General features: G+C 50.0%; 14 protein-coding genes. 10 read left to right on the plus strand and 4 right to left on the minus strand.

The features are described from left to right. The first annotated feature begins 8 nt into the window (after positions 1-8). On the plus strand, positions 9-3,788 hold the full coding sequence (locus J7619_RS19665; protein ID WP_291202431.1) for a hybrid sensor histidine kinase/response regulator: 3,780 nt from the start codon (positions 9-11) through the stop codon (positions 3,786-3,788). 230 nt (positions 3,789-4,018) lie between these two features. Here the strand turns inward: J7619_RS19665 and ytxJ are convergent, their stop codons facing one another. Next, on the minus strand, positions 4,019-4,351 hold the full coding sequence (gene ytxJ, locus J7619_RS19670; RefSeq protein WP_291202435.1) for a bacillithiol system redox-active protein YtxJ: 333 nt from the start codon (positions 4,349-4,351) through the stop codon (positions 4,019-4,021). 261 nt (positions 4,352-4,612) lie between these two features. Here ytxJ and J7619_RS19675 point away from each other — a divergent pair, with 261 nt between their 5' ends. Further along, entirely contained in the window at positions 4,613-5,164 is a 552-nt protein-coding gene (locus tag J7619_RS19675) for a hypothetical protein (protein WP_291202438.1), read from the plus strand. A 13-nt stretch (positions 5,165-5,177) separates the two neighbouring features. Next, positions 5,178-5,516, plus strand: coding sequence for a helix-turn-helix transcriptional regulator (locus J7619_RS19680; protein ID WP_291202441.1), 339 nt, complete (start codon positions 5,178-5,180; stop codon positions 5,514-5,516). Here J7619_RS19680 and J7619_RS19685 read toward each other — a convergent pair. After that, complete coding sequence (locus J7619_RS19685; RefSeq protein WP_291202444.1) at positions 5,485-6,411, minus strand: S1C family serine protease; 927 nt, start codon at positions 6,409-6,411, stop codon at positions 5,485-5,487. The two genes, J7619_RS19680 and J7619_RS19685, sit on opposite strands and share 32 nt — an antisense overlap. Before the next feature lie 111 nt (positions 6,412-6,522). Next, positions 6,523-7,479, minus strand: coding sequence for an NADP-dependent oxidoreductase (locus J7619_RS19690; RefSeq protein WP_291202447.1), 957 nt, complete (start codon positions 7,477-7,479; stop codon positions 6,523-6,525). Between the two features lie 96 nt (positions 7,480-7,575). On the opposite strand from J7619_RS19690, the gene J7619_RS19695 reads away from it, so the two are divergent. Continuing rightward, a complete protein-coding gene (locus tag J7619_RS19695; protein WP_291202450.1) occupies positions 7,576-8,436 on the plus strand; it encodes an AraC family transcriptional regulator in 861 nt (286 codons plus the stop codon). A 6-nt stretch (positions 8,437-8,442) separates the two neighbouring features. On the opposite strand, the gene J7619_RS19700 is transcribed toward J7619_RS19695, so the two are convergent. Beyond that, positions 8,443-10,443, minus strand: coding sequence for a T9SS type A sorting domain-containing protein (locus tag J7619_RS19700; protein ID WP_291202454.1), 2,001 nt, complete (start codon positions 10,441-10,443; stop codon positions 8,443-8,445). A gap of 238 nt (positions 10,444-10,681) precedes the next feature. Here J7619_RS19700 and J7619_RS19705 point away from each other — a divergent pair, with 238 nt between their 5' ends. The 6 genes from J7619_RS19705 (at position 10,682) to J7619_RS19730 (ending at position 14,508) form a co-directional block, all read left to right on the plus strand. Further along, positions 10,682-11,068 carry a DUF2958 domain-containing protein gene (locus tag J7619_RS19705; protein ID WP_106595257.1) on the plus strand — a complete coding sequence of 129 codons (387 nt, stop codon included), beginning with the start codon at positions 10,682-10,684 and terminating at the stop codon, positions 11,066-11,068. A gap of 105 nt (positions 11,069-11,173) precedes the next feature. Next, positions 11,174-12,112: a ring-cleaving dioxygenase gene (locus tag J7619_RS19710; protein WP_291202459.1), complete on the plus strand. Its 939-nt coding sequence runs from the start codon at positions 11,174-11,176 to the stop codon at positions 12,110-12,112. Positions 12,113-12,197: 85 nt separating this feature from the next. Next, entirely contained in the window at positions 12,198-12,827 is a 630-nt protein-coding gene (locus J7619_RS19715) for an alpha/beta hydrolase (protein ID WP_291202463.1), read from the plus strand. Next, entirely contained in the window at positions 12,824-13,540 is a 717-nt protein-coding gene (locus J7619_RS19720) for a pirin family protein (protein ID WP_291202466.1), read from the plus strand. The genes J7619_RS19715 and J7619_RS19720 overlap by 4 nt, the downstream gene beginning before the upstream one ends. Positions 13,541-13,566: 26 nt before the next feature. Further along, positions 13,567-13,872: a response regulator receiver protein gene (locus J7619_RS19725; protein ID WP_291202469.1), complete on the plus strand. Its 306-nt coding sequence runs from the start codon at positions 13,567-13,569 to the stop codon at positions 13,870-13,872. Between the two features lie 57 nt (positions 13,873-13,929). After that, the gene (locus tag J7619_RS19730; protein WP_291202472.1) at positions 13,930-14,508 is read left to right on the plus strand and encodes a Crp/Fnr family transcriptional regulator; all 579 of its coding nucleotides are present in this window, start codon (positions 13,930-13,932) and stop codon (positions 14,506-14,508) included. Positions 14,509-14,588 lie beyond the last annotated feature (80 nt).

Consider the following 14,588-nt stretch of genomic DNA (forward strand, 5'->3'; position numbering starts at 1 on the left):
AAAGTGCCATGAAGGCAATATTTCGCAGGGTTGTGCTGCTATACCTCCTATGCTTTCAGCAAGTTTTTGCACAGGAATTGGCACCCAGGTTCAGGCGGCTTACCACCGACCAGGGGCTATCCCAGAGCCATGTGAGTGCGATCCTGAAAGGGCCCAGAGGCTTCATGTGGTTTGCGACGGAAGATGGCCTCAATCGGTTTGACGGATATAAATACACGCATTACAAACATGATCCCGCCAATCCTGCCTCTATTCACGATAGCTTCGTGTTGTCGCTACTCCAAGATGAACAGGGGAAATTGTGGGTCGGTACGTCCACGGGTCTGGACCGGTACGATCGGAAATCGGACAGTTTTGAGCATTATCCGCATCCGCGGCGCAGCCTGGCGATCAACACGATTTTTCGGGATAGCCGCAGCCGCTTATGGCTGGGCACCGACCAGGGGCTTTACCTGTTCGATCGGAGTCGCGGCACCTACCAGCTTTTCAGGTACCCGGGGAGGGATGCCGGCCCGGGAAGTGAATTTGTGACCAGCATTGCCGAAGGGGATGGATATGTACTTTGGGTCGGCACAGAAAAGGGGCTGTTTAAACTGGATGTGAAATCGGGCGTCCTCGCGGCTTATGAGCATGGCGCGCGCCCACACGCGGAACTTACCGACGTTCAAAGTAGCGCGACACTGAAATCCGACTGGATCAAAGTGCTACGCTACGACCGGAAGGGGAATCTGTGGGTCGGGACGCATGGCGGAGGCGTTTCGGTGATTGATCGCTCAGGAAATGTCGTGAAGCATTTTGAGCACAATTCGGCCGATCCGTGGAGCCTGGCGCACAACGATATTCTTTCGATGGCCGAAGATGGCGCTGGTAAACTATGGATTGGTACGGAGAATGGGGGCATTAGCATTTATGATCCCTCGACAGACCGGTTCTTCTCCATACGCAACAATCCCGATGACCGTTTTTCGCTCAGCAACAATTCGGTTTATGCGATTTACCACGACAATGCGGAGAATATGTGGATCGGCACCTATTCAGGCGGCGTGTCGTTTTTGCCGAAGTTTGGTCCTAAATTTGATTCGTATCGCCGGAAGGTCAATAATCCCAATAGTCTGAGTAACAATGCGGTGCTCGCCATTTGCGGCGATAGCACCAGCGATGACATATGGATCGGGACCGACGGGGGAGGGCTCAACAGGTTCAATCGAAAAACCAAAAACTTTACATTTTACCGGCACCGCGAGGGCGATCCCCGGTCGATTTCAAACGACTATGTCATTTCCGTGATCTGGATAGCCAGGGATGTACTTGCCCTGGGTTTTCATAACGGCGGGTTCGATTTCCTGAACGTTAAAACCGGCGCGATCGAGCACCACCTGCCAGAAGAAGATAATCCCAACAGCCTTTCGATTTCTGACGTCAACAATATGATGCGCGATCGTGACGGTAATCTCTGGATCGGTACGTGGAAGGGCGGGCTTGACTTTTATAATGTTAAAACAAAAGAGTACACGCACTACCGGCACGATACCGCCGATCCGGCTAGTATCAGCGGGGACATTATCACCACAATTTTTCAGGATAAAAAAGGGAACATCTGGGTAGGAACGTTTCATGGCCTCGACCTGCTTTTGCCGGATCGCAGCGGTTTCAAACATTACCGCAGCAGGCCCGGCGACCCTTCGAGTATTTCCCACAACAAAGTACAATCAATCCTGGAAGCCGACAACGGCGATCTCTGGATAGGCACGGTCGGCGGCGGATTTTGCTATTTCAATCGGAAAAAGCAGGTATTCAAGTCGTTCAGCGAAAAAGACGGCCTTGCGAGTAACGTGGTATTTGGCATTCAGAAAGACAATAAGAACAATCTCTGGCTCAGTACCAATAAAGGCATTTCCAAATTCAACCTGCTGACCAGCGGGTTTCGCAACTATGGCATTGCCGACGGTCTGCCGGGGAACGAGTTTCGGGACAACTCCCGTTTTCAGACCGCCGACGGTCAGATGTACTTTGGAGGTATCAATGGTTTTATCAGTTTTTATCCGGACAGCCTGCGGTACAATGACTTCGTGCCGCCCGTGTACATTACCGATTTTCAAATATTTAACCGTCAGGTCGTCACAGGAGGCAGTGACCATATCCTCCAACAGCAGATCAGCGAGACGAAAACCATCACCATTCGCCACGATCAGTCGGTGATAACCTTCGAATTTGCGGCATTGAGTTACACGGTTGCGGAAAAGAACCAGTACGCCTATATGCTGGAAGGTTTCGACAAGAATTGGAACTATGCGGGTAACAAACGCACGGCTACCTATACAAACCTCGATCCGGGGACTTACATATTCAGGGTAAAGGGTTCCAACAACGATGGGTTGTGGAATGAGAAAGGTGTTGCGGTGGAATTGATCATCACGCCCCCCTTTTGGCTCACCTGGTGGTTCCGACTACTCACTGTTCTGTTGATTGTTGCGCTGATTGTAACCCTGTACCAGATCCGGACGTACACGATCCGTAAGCAAAAGCGGGTTCTCGAACAGCAGATACAGGAGCGGACAAAACAATTGGAGCGCGCAATCGGCGAGCAGCAAGTGGCGGTGGAAAAGGCGGAACTGGCCAATAGGGCCAAAAGTGCATTTCTAGCAACAATGAGCCACGAGATCAGGACGCCCATGAACGGGGTAATCGGCCTGGCGTCATTGTTGGCGGAAACCGAATTGACCGAAGAACAGCGCAATTTTACCAAATCCATACAGACGTCCGGAAGAGATTTGCTGAATGTGATCAACGACATCCTCGATGTTTCCAAAATCGAGTCGGGAAACATGGAGCTCGAAGAAAAAGAATTTGGTTTGAGAGCTTGCATCGGAGAGGTCATGGATCTTTTCAGGGCTAAAACCGCCACCCAGCCGCTGAACCTGAGCTTGGAAATGGAGGAAAATGTGCCGTCACGCATTGTAGGGGACCGTTTGCGGCTTGGGCAGATCGTGACAAATCTGGTAGGCAATGCGATTAAATTCACACCCAATGGCGAGGTACGTGTACATGTGTACGTGATCGGGTGCGAGGGAGATGAGGCGAGGCTCGGCTTCGAAGTCAGCGATACCGGGATCGGAATTGCGGAGGATAAGCTGGACAAATTATTCAAGCCTTTTTCACAAGTGGATTCATCCACGACGCGGCAATATGGAGGCACGGGCCTTGGTCTGGTGATCTGCGAAAAGCTGACCGCATTGATGGGAGGCGGTATTGAAGTCAAAAGCGAGCTGCACAAGGGCAGTACCTTTCGGTTCTGGATCGTCGCCAAAGTTGCCCCCGACGTGCAGGAGGCCCAAGAGACTGCGCCAAAATCCGACGACGCCGGGAAGAAACTTCATTCTGATTTCGCTCACCGGCACCCTATGGTTATTCTGGTAGCTGAGGATAATAAAGTCAACCAGATTGTGATCATGAATACCCTCAGTAAGTTGGGTTACCGTGCTGATCTGGCGCAAAATGGCCTGGAAGTGCTCGAACGGGTGCAGAAAACCGATTACGACGTTATCCTGATGGATATGCAAATGCCGCAAATGGACGGGCTGGAAGCTACCCGGCAAATCAGGGCGAAGCATACCGCGCATCCGTTTATCATCGCCATGACTGCCAATGCATTACAGCAGGACAAAGAGAAGTGTTTTGAGGCAGGGATGGACGATTACCTGAGCAAGCCGGTTATCCTCGACGATCTGGTGGTACTGCTCCAAAAATGGGCAACCCGTCTTGAACCACGCGCCTCCGGCGACATATAGTGCCAGGGATCCGACATAGGCAAAACAAGAAGAGCAGCTTTGGGGCTGCTCTTTTGCGTCTGTTTGTGATGAAGTGTTAATAAGCTTTGACGGTGATCTGTGTAGGCCGTCTTAGTTCCGTTTGTTGATGAAACAAATATAATGGAATATATCCTAAGCAATGGATATATTCCATAAAAATATTTTCAACACCACTTCAATCCATGGTTTTGGCCAGGTATCCTTGGGGCTTAGTTCAAAGAAGCCAGTGAATCACGCAGGGAGACGTCTTCGTGCGATGCATCGTAAATGCATTGCCCGCCCTTCACGACCAGAATCTGTGGAGATTCGTGCACAACACCAAAGTTGCTGGCAATAGCCTGGGATTCCTTGCGGTTCTGGATCACGTCTACAATGTAAATGGGGATCTGGATGTCGGAAGCAGCATTTACTTCTGATTTAAGCTGGCGGTAAGCCATCAGGCTGGTCGCGCAACGGGGGCTGTGTTTATAGATGATGGAGTAATCGGCCGATTGATAAATATGATCTACTTCTGCTTCACTGCTAATGGTAATCCAGTTCATAACCTGTCAAAAATTTCGTCAAACTATTTTGCAACAGGTTACACAACACACAAAGCGTAGCTTTTCATTCCATTGAAATTGAAAAAGCTTTCTGAGCGCATCTCAAAGCGTAAATATCGCATTCCCCCGACTTCAAAAACCAAAAAAATGGTTCTTGAAGCCGTTTGATTTTTGTGCTTGTCGAAGTCCGTTACCAAAGTTGAACCTTGTCGTATCAAGAATAAATGAATGGGTGGAATGTAAACCTATAAGTTTATTATTATGAAAATAACAGGTATATTTGAGATAGTGCCGAACAGCTTGTATTCTGTGCAATTTGGTGGTGGGCCCGACCATGAATTTTCAAAGACATTCCGGCTATGGCGGGATATGACATACCTCGAATGGTTCTTTGAGTCGAATTATGAGGATTTATTGAGATTTTGGGGGTATATGTCGATTGAGGAGGCTGTAAAAGTTACCAAGGCCGAGGCGTACAAACTTAATGGTACATTGCTAACCGCGGCGTCGGCTGGCACGCGAGGTGATTCTGCGAATTTATCTGCGATATTCAGGCCGTTACATCCTGCAACATGGCGCCTGGACGACTTTGAAAAAAGCAAGGCCAGGGGACTTCGCAAGCACAGTTGGTTACGTATTTATGCGATTAGGTTGGGTGTTAATCGGTTTGTAATAACAGGTGGCGCAATTAAATTGACGCGAACTATGAATGAACGCGAGCATTTGAACGAGGAATTAAAGAAACTGGAAGAAGTTTGTAGTTTTTTGAAAGGAGATCAAAAAGATGAATTTGGATTGTTTGAATTATTCTAAAACTTGAAATGAGATGGACGCAATAACTAAATTAAAGCTAATGGCCGTGCCCGACACCGAATGGATAAAGGAGGCGACATTTCGACAGGAGAATGAATATTGGCTGGATGTGTCGTCTGACATCGCCTTGGCAGTATTAAGGACCCTGCGCAAAAAGGAATTGACGCAACGAGATCTTGCCGAACTCATGGGTTGTTCCCCTCAATACATTAGCAAAATCCTGAAAGGCTCGGAGAACCTCACACTGGAAACGATCTGTAAAATGGAAAAGGTGCTTCAAATCAAGCTGATTGAAACACCTTATAGCCATTTGCGTGACACTAGGCCTTCTTCTCAACCGGAACAACAATAAAGTTGAGCAGTTCCGTGTGCCGGATCACCGAAATGTCCGTCATGCGCAGAATGTCGCGTGTTGTGAGCGCTTTGAAAAGCTCATTGGAATTGCGTACCGGCTTGCCGTTGAACGAAACGATAATGTCGCCTTCCATTAGCTGAGAGCGCGATGCGGGCGTGTTAGGCTCAATATGCGTGATGAAAATTCCCTCGTGGTTGGGTAGTTTGTGGTGCTGACGAACGCGCTCATTCAAGGGGACATCCTGTAATTGCAGCCCCAGGTAGGCCTTGAATACTTTACCGTCGCGGATCAGTTGGCGGGCGATTTCCTTGGCCGTATTAATATCGACAGAGAAGCTCAGTCCCTGAGCACCTTGAATGACTGCCGTATTTACCCCAATCACTTCACCGTCGGTATTGATCATCGGGCCGCCCGAGTTGCCCGGGTTTAGCGCCGCGTCCGACTGGATTACATTATCAACAAACCGCCCCGATTGCGTTTGCAGTGTCCGGCCGAGTGCGCTAACCACGCCCGTTGTCACGGTGTGCTGGTAACCGTACGGGTTCCCGATAGCGATCACGAACTGTCCGATCTGCAATGCACCAGAATCGCCGAGTTTGGCTACCGAATAGCCCTGGGTGTATATTTTCAGGATAGCGAGGTCGGTATCCGGGTCTTTGCCTATGAGCGTTGCTTCGATCTCATTCTCGTTCAGAAGGCTTACCATTATCTTCTCCGCACCGTCGACTACGTGGCTATTGGTGAAGACGAGCCCGTCGGAAGAGAATATGAATCCCGAGCCGGAGCCGGCCGGTCGTATTTTTCCATTGACTGTTTTGAATATATCGATTTTTACAACGGCATTTTTGATCTGATCAACCGCGCCGATGATCATGCTTGAAAAGGTGTCCATAGCTGCTGGGTATCGTTTTGGTAAAGCCTGTTCAAAAAGCTATCCAGCCGATTGTAAATGCCAAAGTGGCGCGCCGCGGAAGTACAGCACGCCAAAAGGGCATGGTTCGCATTAAGGTAGGGTCACTACAATTTTCCCAAGGGTCTTTCCGGTTTCTATTTCGTCATGCGCTTTCGCGATGTCGTCAAATGCGTAGCTGGCAGAAACGTGGGACCGCACTTCCCCTGATTGGAGCAGCGCGGCCAGTTGCTGCATATCCTCACCGTTCGAAGTGACTTTAAGCGTGTGGGCGTATACATTCTTTTCCTGCACTTTCTGCATCAGCTTTTCGTCCGTGAAGGGTGCCAGTAGTGCGATTACCCGCCCGCCTTTCTTCACGGCTTCCAGCGATCGGAATATGTGATCACCAAAAAGTGAATCGATGACAATGTCGGCGTCTTGCACGACGTCTTCAAATTTGACGGCTGTGTAGTCGATGAATGCGTCGGCGCCGAGGCCCAGAATGAAATCCTTTTTGGCGGCGGACCCGGTGCCGACTACATAGGCGCCAAAATGTTTCGCGATTTGCACCGCGTAGTGCCCGACACCACCGCCGGCGCCATGGATCAACACTTTTTCTCCGGCCTTCACTTTTCCGTAGGTGACCAATGATTGCCAGGCCGTCAGCGCAGCGAGTGTGGCGGCAGCGGCCTCCTCGTGCGAAATATTATCGGGCTTTAACGTAAGCTGGTCTGCCGGCGCAGCCACGTACTCCGCGTAGGCTTTGCCGTGTCCGGGGAAATTGACCATCCCGAAAACCTCGTCGCCTGGTTTCCACTGAGTGACTTGCCGGCCGACCGCTTCGATCACTCCCGAAATATCCCAGCCGATGATGACCGTTTCGCCAGCTTGCGGGTTAACGAACATTTCGAGGGCGAATGGATGGGTTCTTACAAATGCGTCGACCGGATTGATGCCGATGGCTCTGACGCGCACCAGTACTTCATTCTCCTTGATTTCCGGTGTTGGTACTTCATTGAATATCAGGTTTTCAGTTCCTCCGTTGTTTGCTAATGTGATGGCTCTCATAATTTGCAATGGTTTTGATTTGATGTCTGCAAATTTCGAAGGCCGGCCGTATTTCGGAGTTGTAAAAATTTGGGTTAAATCGGTACCTTTGCCGGTATGCGTATCCATCATATCCATCAGCCTTTCGACGTCTTGCTAGTGACTGTCGACGAATGCCCGATCAAGGAGCATAAGAACACATTTATTGAACTGGTGTATATGTTCGACGGCACCGGGACATACCATATCAACCAGAATGAGTTTCGGTATCAGAAGGAAAACCTGTTTTTAGCGATGCCAATGGATTTGCATTATACCAAGGTGAAGGATACGACGACATTTATGTTTGTTCGCTTCAATAACATCTATTTGAATGCGCAGAAGGCACGTGATGAGCATAGTAACCTGGGAGACTGGATCCATAAATTGGAATATATCTTCCATAATAATAATCACCTGCAAGGCTGTATTCTCCGGAACGAGCACGATAAGCCATTGGTGAGGGCATTGATGGAAGCAATCAGACAGGAATATGCCAACCGGCAAACACTGCACAAGGAGCTCGTACAGCAACTACTCAATACCTTGCTCACAGTCGTGGCGAGGAATATTACCACCCATATTCCGGAGAAAACACAGCTCGCACAAAACACGTCCCTGGACATTATTCATTATATCCACCAAAATATTTACAACCCGGAGTTGCTGCGCGCCGAGCGCATCGCTTCCCATTTCAATATTTCGCTCAATTACCTCAGCGAGTATTTCAAAAAGCACACGCACGAGACCTTGCAGCAATACATCATCAACTATAAAATTGCATTAGTGGAAATTCGCTTGAAACACAGCGATATGCGCATTAATGAAATAGCTGCCGAACTGGGTTTTACAGACGACAGCCATCTCATCAAGACATTCAGGAAGCATCGCGGCGTGAGCCCGCTCGAATACCGGCGTGAGGCTTTGACGGTGGTGTAGGCTGGTTTATTTTACTATTTTCAACTCACGGCCATCCACCGATATCACGTACAGACCTTTCGGCAGATCAGCGATGTTCAAACGAATCGCTTTCTCTCCGGTTTGGGCACTTTGCACCAGCTTGCCCGCGCTGTTAAAAATATCGACGCGGTTCAGCGGCTGGGCGGATTCCACTGTGATTAAATCGGTGGCTGGATTGGGAAATACGCGCACCGTTTCATTTCCATTCACGCGAACGCTCACAATGCGCGTCAGGTCAGTCCGGCCATCTGCATCCACTTGCTTCAAGCGGTAGTAATACATTCCCTTTGGAAGAAATTCATCTTCATATTGATAGAAAGAGCTGCTTCGGGTGTTACCCATGGCATTCACACTTTTAACGGTCGTAAATGTTCGGGAATCGTTACTCCGCTGCACTTCGAAGTGTGAGGCATTTACCTCGGAGGCCGTAGCCCAGTCGAGCGTTACGCGCCCGGTGCTGCCCACGCGCGCGCTGAACGATTGCCAGGTTACAGGAAGCGGTGTTGACAGCACATTCAATGCAGGCGAGAAAACAGTGTTGCGGTTGGAATCTATGATTTTCAGCTTATACAAGCCAGCCCCCACAGTCCATTGCTGCCCGGTATTTTGTACCAGATTGCAATCACCGTAGTTAAGCCAGTTATATTGGGAGCCGCCCGGCACTGAAGGGCCTGTAAAGGTAACCTGCGAACTGCCAGGTACGCTTGTCGCGTCGACGGCCGGCGGCGGCGTCGCGGCATATGGGTTCGATTGACTGAGGAAATCGGGTGTGATCTTGTCGGCCCAGAAACCGGCCAGGGAAATCAGCCCTGAATAGATTTGTCCGTCGGGCGAGGGAGTAACGCCGTCGCCGCGAAAGTGGATCTCGTCGTGGCGGTATTCAATGCTGTAATAGGGATCTGTTTCGGGGCCCTGAAAAACGTGCGGGTAGAGTCCGTCGTTGTTGATCAGCTCGTTTTGGGCATTAACAACATTGGCCGAAACACGGGTGGCGCCGTTGACGGTAAATCGCGACGCGCGTGCGACCACCCAGCCCAGATTTGGTTTGCCGGTCACGTTACGGCTGGCATTGACAACGTCCCAAAGTGCCGATAAATACCGGTTGTAAGTATTGTCGCCCGGCTGTTCGAGGTAGTTGTCTGTTTCTCCCTGGTGCCACAAAACGGCCCGTACGCCCAATTGAGCAATGTAGTAGTTCAATGCCAGCCGTAAATGCCCGAACGGCAGGCCTGTCGGGAATGTGTAGCCGAATGCGCTGGTAGTTACGCCGTTGGGATCGATGGTTTGTTTCCAGTTATCGATCCCGGTGCTCGACCAGCCGCCGTTGAATATCATCACCGGCACGCGCAGTTTCTCATAAATCTTGTCTCCAAAAGAACCCCAGCACCAAGCATAGTTGCCAAACGGCGCCGTTTTGACGTTGGCATCCAGGTGTACAAACTCAGGGCAGGGAAGCTGCACATTGGAATAGGGGGCAATGGTCGATGTTACCGGGTCTACATTCTGGAAATTGACACTGTTGACCTGGTCATGGGCCGCTCCGGGGCCATTTGGATTGGAGTCGCCGCCAGTTGAGTTGGATTGACCCGCCACAACAAACACCTCGCCCACGCCCACACGGGAAAGCGTCGTGACGGCTGAAGTGCCGCCGCCGGTTGCCACACCCCGTGCTTCCAGCTGATACCAGCCACCTTTTAAATGTACAGATCCCAAAAACTGGCCGGCCGAAATCTGGTCGTCGAGCGTTGCCCAGCCGCCGCCTGCCGGAAATGGCTCGCCTTCGCCGGGCACACGGGGGATAAGCCGTACCTCGATTTTCTGATACGGCTGCGTAATATACCCACCTATATATACGTCGGCTTCATTGGCGTTGTTCCGCTGAAAAACAGCCCTTTCGGTTGGAAAGGTTACGACAACCTGGGATAAAATTTTGTGTGAAGTGATTAGAAAGAATAATAGCGTAAGTAGTGATAGATTTTTTTTCATACGTTACTTTTTAGGATGGATAGGTCGGTTGAGGTTATTTGAAATAGGTTTTGGAAATGCCAAAAGTAATCTCTGCATTCCAACAAGGAGCGCTTACTCAGGTTCCGATAAATTGTGAAGGACTATTCTCTTCTAAATTTAGGCAAATAAGTGATCCGAAAAACAGCGGCAGTTGGTTCCACTTATTTTATGGTGCTCCGGCGCATCGGCACCCGGACAAAACTTCTAAATTTGCCGCATGTCAAAAATGATCCCGCAAAACCTGATTGAAATAATGGTCCACAATGCGCAAGAGGTACAAAACCAGCTTGCGAAGGACCATGCGCCCGTTGTGAAGTTGCACTCCAAATATGGTAAGGCCATTTGGCTGCTGTCCGAGCTTGATCCGGTTAACAATATAGCTTTCGGACTTTGCGATCTGGGGCAGGGTAATCCGGAGCTCAGTTACGTGTCGTTGTCAGACCTTGCAAGCCTCAAACATGCGCGGCTGAAAGTGCCGATGGTGGAAACGGATCCCGCATTCGACGGAAAATACCCGATGAGCGTGTACTTGAAAGCGGCAAAAGCGGCCGGCAGGGTGGTGGAGGAAGATGCCGTGCTGAGTTTGTTGAGCCCGCTCGAATAAATTCTCTCTTTCCGTTTTTCTTGTCCTAGTTCAATGACTTGCCCCTGCCCGGGGATATACCTTTGTATCATCAAAAACAAAGAAACATCTTAACTGAACAAGACAATGGAAAATACAATTAACGGCATCCACCACATTACAGCCATCGCTGGTGACGCTAAAACCAACTACGATTTTTATACAAGGGTATTAGGCCTTAGAATGGTGAAAAAAACCGTCAATTTTGACGACCCTAATACCTATCACTTTTATTACGGAGACGAAAACGGCACACCCGGTTCGATCCTGACTTTCTTCCCCTGGGGTAACCAGATCCCTGCCGGCCGCCGCGGAACCCGCCAGGCTACCGAGATAGGATATTCGGTGCCCGAAGGCAGCCTGGATTTCTGGCTGAAACGTTTGGACGCGAACAAAATCACTTATAACAAACCTGCCGAAAAATTCGGGGAGCAGTACTTAACCTTCCTGGATCCCGACGGTTTGAAATTTGAACTGACGGTTCCCAAAGTTACAGATAATCGTATTCCCTGGACAACTTCGGAAGTAACGGCAGAGTATGCGACCCGCGGTTTTCACAATGTGACGATCACCACGAATAATATCGAAGAAACTGCCAAAGTATTGACCGATATTTTCGGTTACCGTCTGGCTGAGCAGCATGTGAACCGCTTCCGGTTTGTGACCGATGCGGTAGAGAATGCGAATATCGTCGACCTGGTGGAGGCTCCCGGTGAAAGAGCCGGTCATGTGGCCAAAGGTTCGGTTCACCACATCGCGTTCCGCGTTGCAAACGATGATATTCTGATGGAGTTCCGCAAAAAAGTACTCGATGCAGGTTTGCAGATTACCGATAAAATCGACAGAAACTACTTCTATTCGCTCTATTTCCGCGAACCAGGAGGCGTGTTGTTCGAGATTGCCAGTGACAACCCAGGCTTTGCAACCGACGAAACAGTGGAGCAATTGGGCTCAGGCTTGATGCTGCCTCCTCAGTACGAACCTCGCAGAGAGCAGATTGTGAAAGTATTGCCGGTACTTAATTAATGACTGAATGACCGAATGATTGAATGATTGAATAGGCATTATTCAGTCATTCAATCATTCAGTCATTCAAAATTCAAAACTCATCATGTACACCCATAGCAAACAATTCATCACAAGCGGAGTACCCATTCAGCAGGCTAAAAAGGCGATCGTTATGTTGCATGGCCGGGGTGGGACTGCCGCAGATATTATTTCCCTTCAAAAGGTTTTGAAGCTGGACGATTTCGCGATCTATGCGCCCCAGGCTACGAACAACAGCTGGTATCCAACCAGTTTCATGGCGCCGGTCGCGCAAAACCAGCCTGCGCTCGATTCCGCATTGGCGTTGGTAGGGGACGTGGTAGCTGAAATAGAAGCCGGCGGCATTCCTGCCGACAAGATCTATTTCGCCGGTTTTTCACAGGGGGCTTGTCTTACGCTGGAGTATACCTCGCGCAATGCCCGCAAGTATGGGGGAATCATCGCTTTTACAGGCGGGCTGGTAGGTAGGGAGTTGGAGATCGACAATTATAACGGCGATTTCAAACAGACGCCGGTGTTTATTTCGACCGGTAACCCGGACCCTCACGTGCCTGTATCGCGTGTGCAGGAGAGCGTGACGATCCTGGAAGATATGAATGCGAAGGTTAACCAGGTGATTTATCCCGGCCGGCCTCACACGATTTCAGGAGAAGAAATCCAATTGGTGAACAACACGATTTTGAAACAATCATGAAAAACTCCGTACTGCATCCCGCAGCGTCGCGCTTTTACGCCGACCATGGATGGCTCGAAAGCGCACAGACTTTCAGTTTTCACGGAAATTATGATCCTCAACGCATCCAGTTCGGTGCGTTGAGGGTTTTGAACGACGATACCGTTAACGGCGGCAAAGGTTTCGGGCGGCACCCTCACGATAATATGGAGATCATCTCGATCCCGCTGGAAGGTACGCTGGAACATCAGGACAGCCTGGGGAATGTGGCGGTGATCCGTCGGGGAGAAATTCAGGCGATGAGCGCCGGTACCGGTGTTTACCATACCGAATTTAACAAAGACCCCGACGAGCCTGTTACGTTTCTTCAAATATGGTTGTATCCCAACAAGCTGAACGTGGCGCCGCGTTACGACCAGATGGAGTATGCCTCCGGCGACCGGCACAACCGTTTCCAGCAAATCTTGTCACCCAATCCTGATGACGACGGCGTGTGGGTCAACCAGGATGCCTGGTTTCACCTGGCGGAGCTGGATGAAGGTTTTGAAACCGTATACCAATTGAAAAAGGAGGGAAACGGTGTGTACGTGTTTTTAATCGATGGGAAAATCGAAGTGAACGGGCAGTTACTTTCGAGACGTGACGGTTATGGGTTCTGGCCGGACGCTCCGGTCGCGGTGAAGGCGGTCGGGAAAAGCTCTTTGCTCGTGATCGAGGTTCCTGAGAAGTGGTAGAATATGAACTTGAATTGATCGGTAATATGTCGAAAATCAATATTCTGGCAGTGGCCAACCATCCCGAGATCCTGGAAACGATTATCCGGTTGATCAACCAGAACGAGCTCTGGCACGGGATACCTGCCGGTTCTTTGGAGGAAGCGGAGGAAGTACTTCGTTTAAATTCGGTCGATTTAGTACTTTTGGGAGTCGGCGTAGATGAGGAGACTGGCGAGCAGATTACATCGCTTTGCCAAACCATCGATCCGCGAATCGTCTGCTTGCGCCATTTCGGAGGCGGCAGCGGTCTATTATATTCTGAGATCCGGCATGCATTGGCTGGTGGTTAACCGTTTGCGGCTGGCCGCCGGTAGCCAACCGCCGGTAGCCAACCCATTAACCTGATTATGTTTGAAAAGATTAACAGCTATGCACTGAGGTGCTTGCCATTCACCCCACAAGACCTCGAATATTTCGATTCATTACTCCAGTTTAAAACCTATTCCAAAAAAACTTTCCTCTTGCAACAGGGGGAAGTTTGTCAGTTTGAGGCCTATATTCTCAAAGGCTGTATCCGTACCTATTTTATCGACAGTGCCGGAGCGGAGGTTACGCTGCAATTTGCAGTGGAGGACTGGTGGGTAAGCGACATTACCAGCTTCCACAACCAAACCCCGAGCCACGTTTACATCGAAACACTGGAAGACTGCGAAGTGCTCATCCTTACTCCCGAAACCAAGGAGAAACTGTTAGCGAATGTCCCCGGTTTTGAACGGATGTTCCGGCTGATGGTGCAGCGCAACCTCGCACAAACGCAAGAGCGGCTGTTCAGGACTATTTCTACCAGTGCGGTTGAGAAGTACCTCGATTTTCTGGCCAGGTATCCCGCTATTCCCCAGCGCGTTCCGCAGCATTACATCGCGTCATACCTCGGCTTTTCTCCTGAATTTCTCAGTAAGGTAAGGAGGAAACTGAGCGAAAAATAGCTTACCGGGCCAGGTAAGCGGCTGATTGCCTGCATATACGGCGCAAAAACATCCACAAATCACAGCATTGATGCCGCCTG

Origin of the sequence: Dyadobacter sp. (assembly GCF_017744695.1) — a bacterium.
Taxonomy (GTDB): domain Bacteria; phylum Bacteroidota; class Bacteroidia; order Cytophagales; family Spirosomataceae; genus Dyadobacter.

Bases quoted from the DNA above. Each gene is read 5' to 3' on its own strand.
- J7619_RS19665 (WP_291202431.1), top strand. From the start codon at position 9: ATGAAGGCAATATTTCGCAGGGTTGTGCTGCTATACCTCCTATGCTTT.
- ytxJ (WP_291202435.1), bottom strand. From the start codon at position 4,351: ATGAACTGGATTACCATTAGCAGTGAAGCAGAAGTAGATCATATTTAT.
- J7619_RS19675 (WP_291202438.1), top strand. From the start codon at position 4,613: ATGAAAATAACAGGTATATTTGAGATAGTGCCGAACAGCTTGTATTCT.
- J7619_RS19680 (WP_291202441.1), top strand. From the start codon at position 5,178: ATGGACGCAATAACTAAATTAAAGCTAATGGCCGTGCCCGACACCGAA.
- J7619_RS19685 (WP_291202444.1), bottom strand. From the start codon at position 6,411: ATGGACACCTTTTCAAGCATGATCATCGGCGCGGTTGATCAGATCAAA.
- J7619_RS19690 (WP_291202447.1), bottom strand. From the start codon at position 7,479: ATGAGAGCCATCACATTAGCAAACAACGGAGGAACTGAAAACCTGATA.
- J7619_RS19695 (WP_291202450.1), top strand. From the start codon at position 7,576: ATGCGTATCCATCATATCCATCAGCCTTTCGACGTCTTGCTAGTGACT.
- J7619_RS19700 (WP_291202454.1), bottom strand. From the start codon at position 10,443: ATGAAAAAAAATCTATCACTACTTACGCTATTATTCTTTCTAATCACT.
- J7619_RS19705 (WP_106595257.1), top strand. From the start codon at position 10,682: ATGTCAAAAATGATCCCGCAAAACCTGATTGAAATAATGGTCCACAAT.
- J7619_RS19710 (WP_291202459.1), top strand. From the start codon at position 11,174: ATGGAAAATACAATTAACGGCATCCACCACATTACAGCCATCGCTGGT.
- J7619_RS19715 (WP_291202463.1), top strand. From the start codon at position 12,198: ATGTACACCCATAGCAAACAATTCATCACAAGCGGAGTACCCATTCAG.
- J7619_RS19720 (WP_291202466.1), top strand. From the start codon at position 12,824: ATGAAAAACTCCGTACTGCATCCCGCAGCGTCGCGCTTTTACGCCGAC.
- J7619_RS19725 (WP_291202469.1), top strand. From the start codon at position 13,567: ATGTCGAAAATCAATATTCTGGCAGTGGCCAACCATCCCGAGATCCTG.
- J7619_RS19730 (WP_291202472.1), top strand. From the start codon at position 13,930: ATGTTTGAAAAGATTAACAGCTATGCACTGAGGTGCTTGCCATTCACC.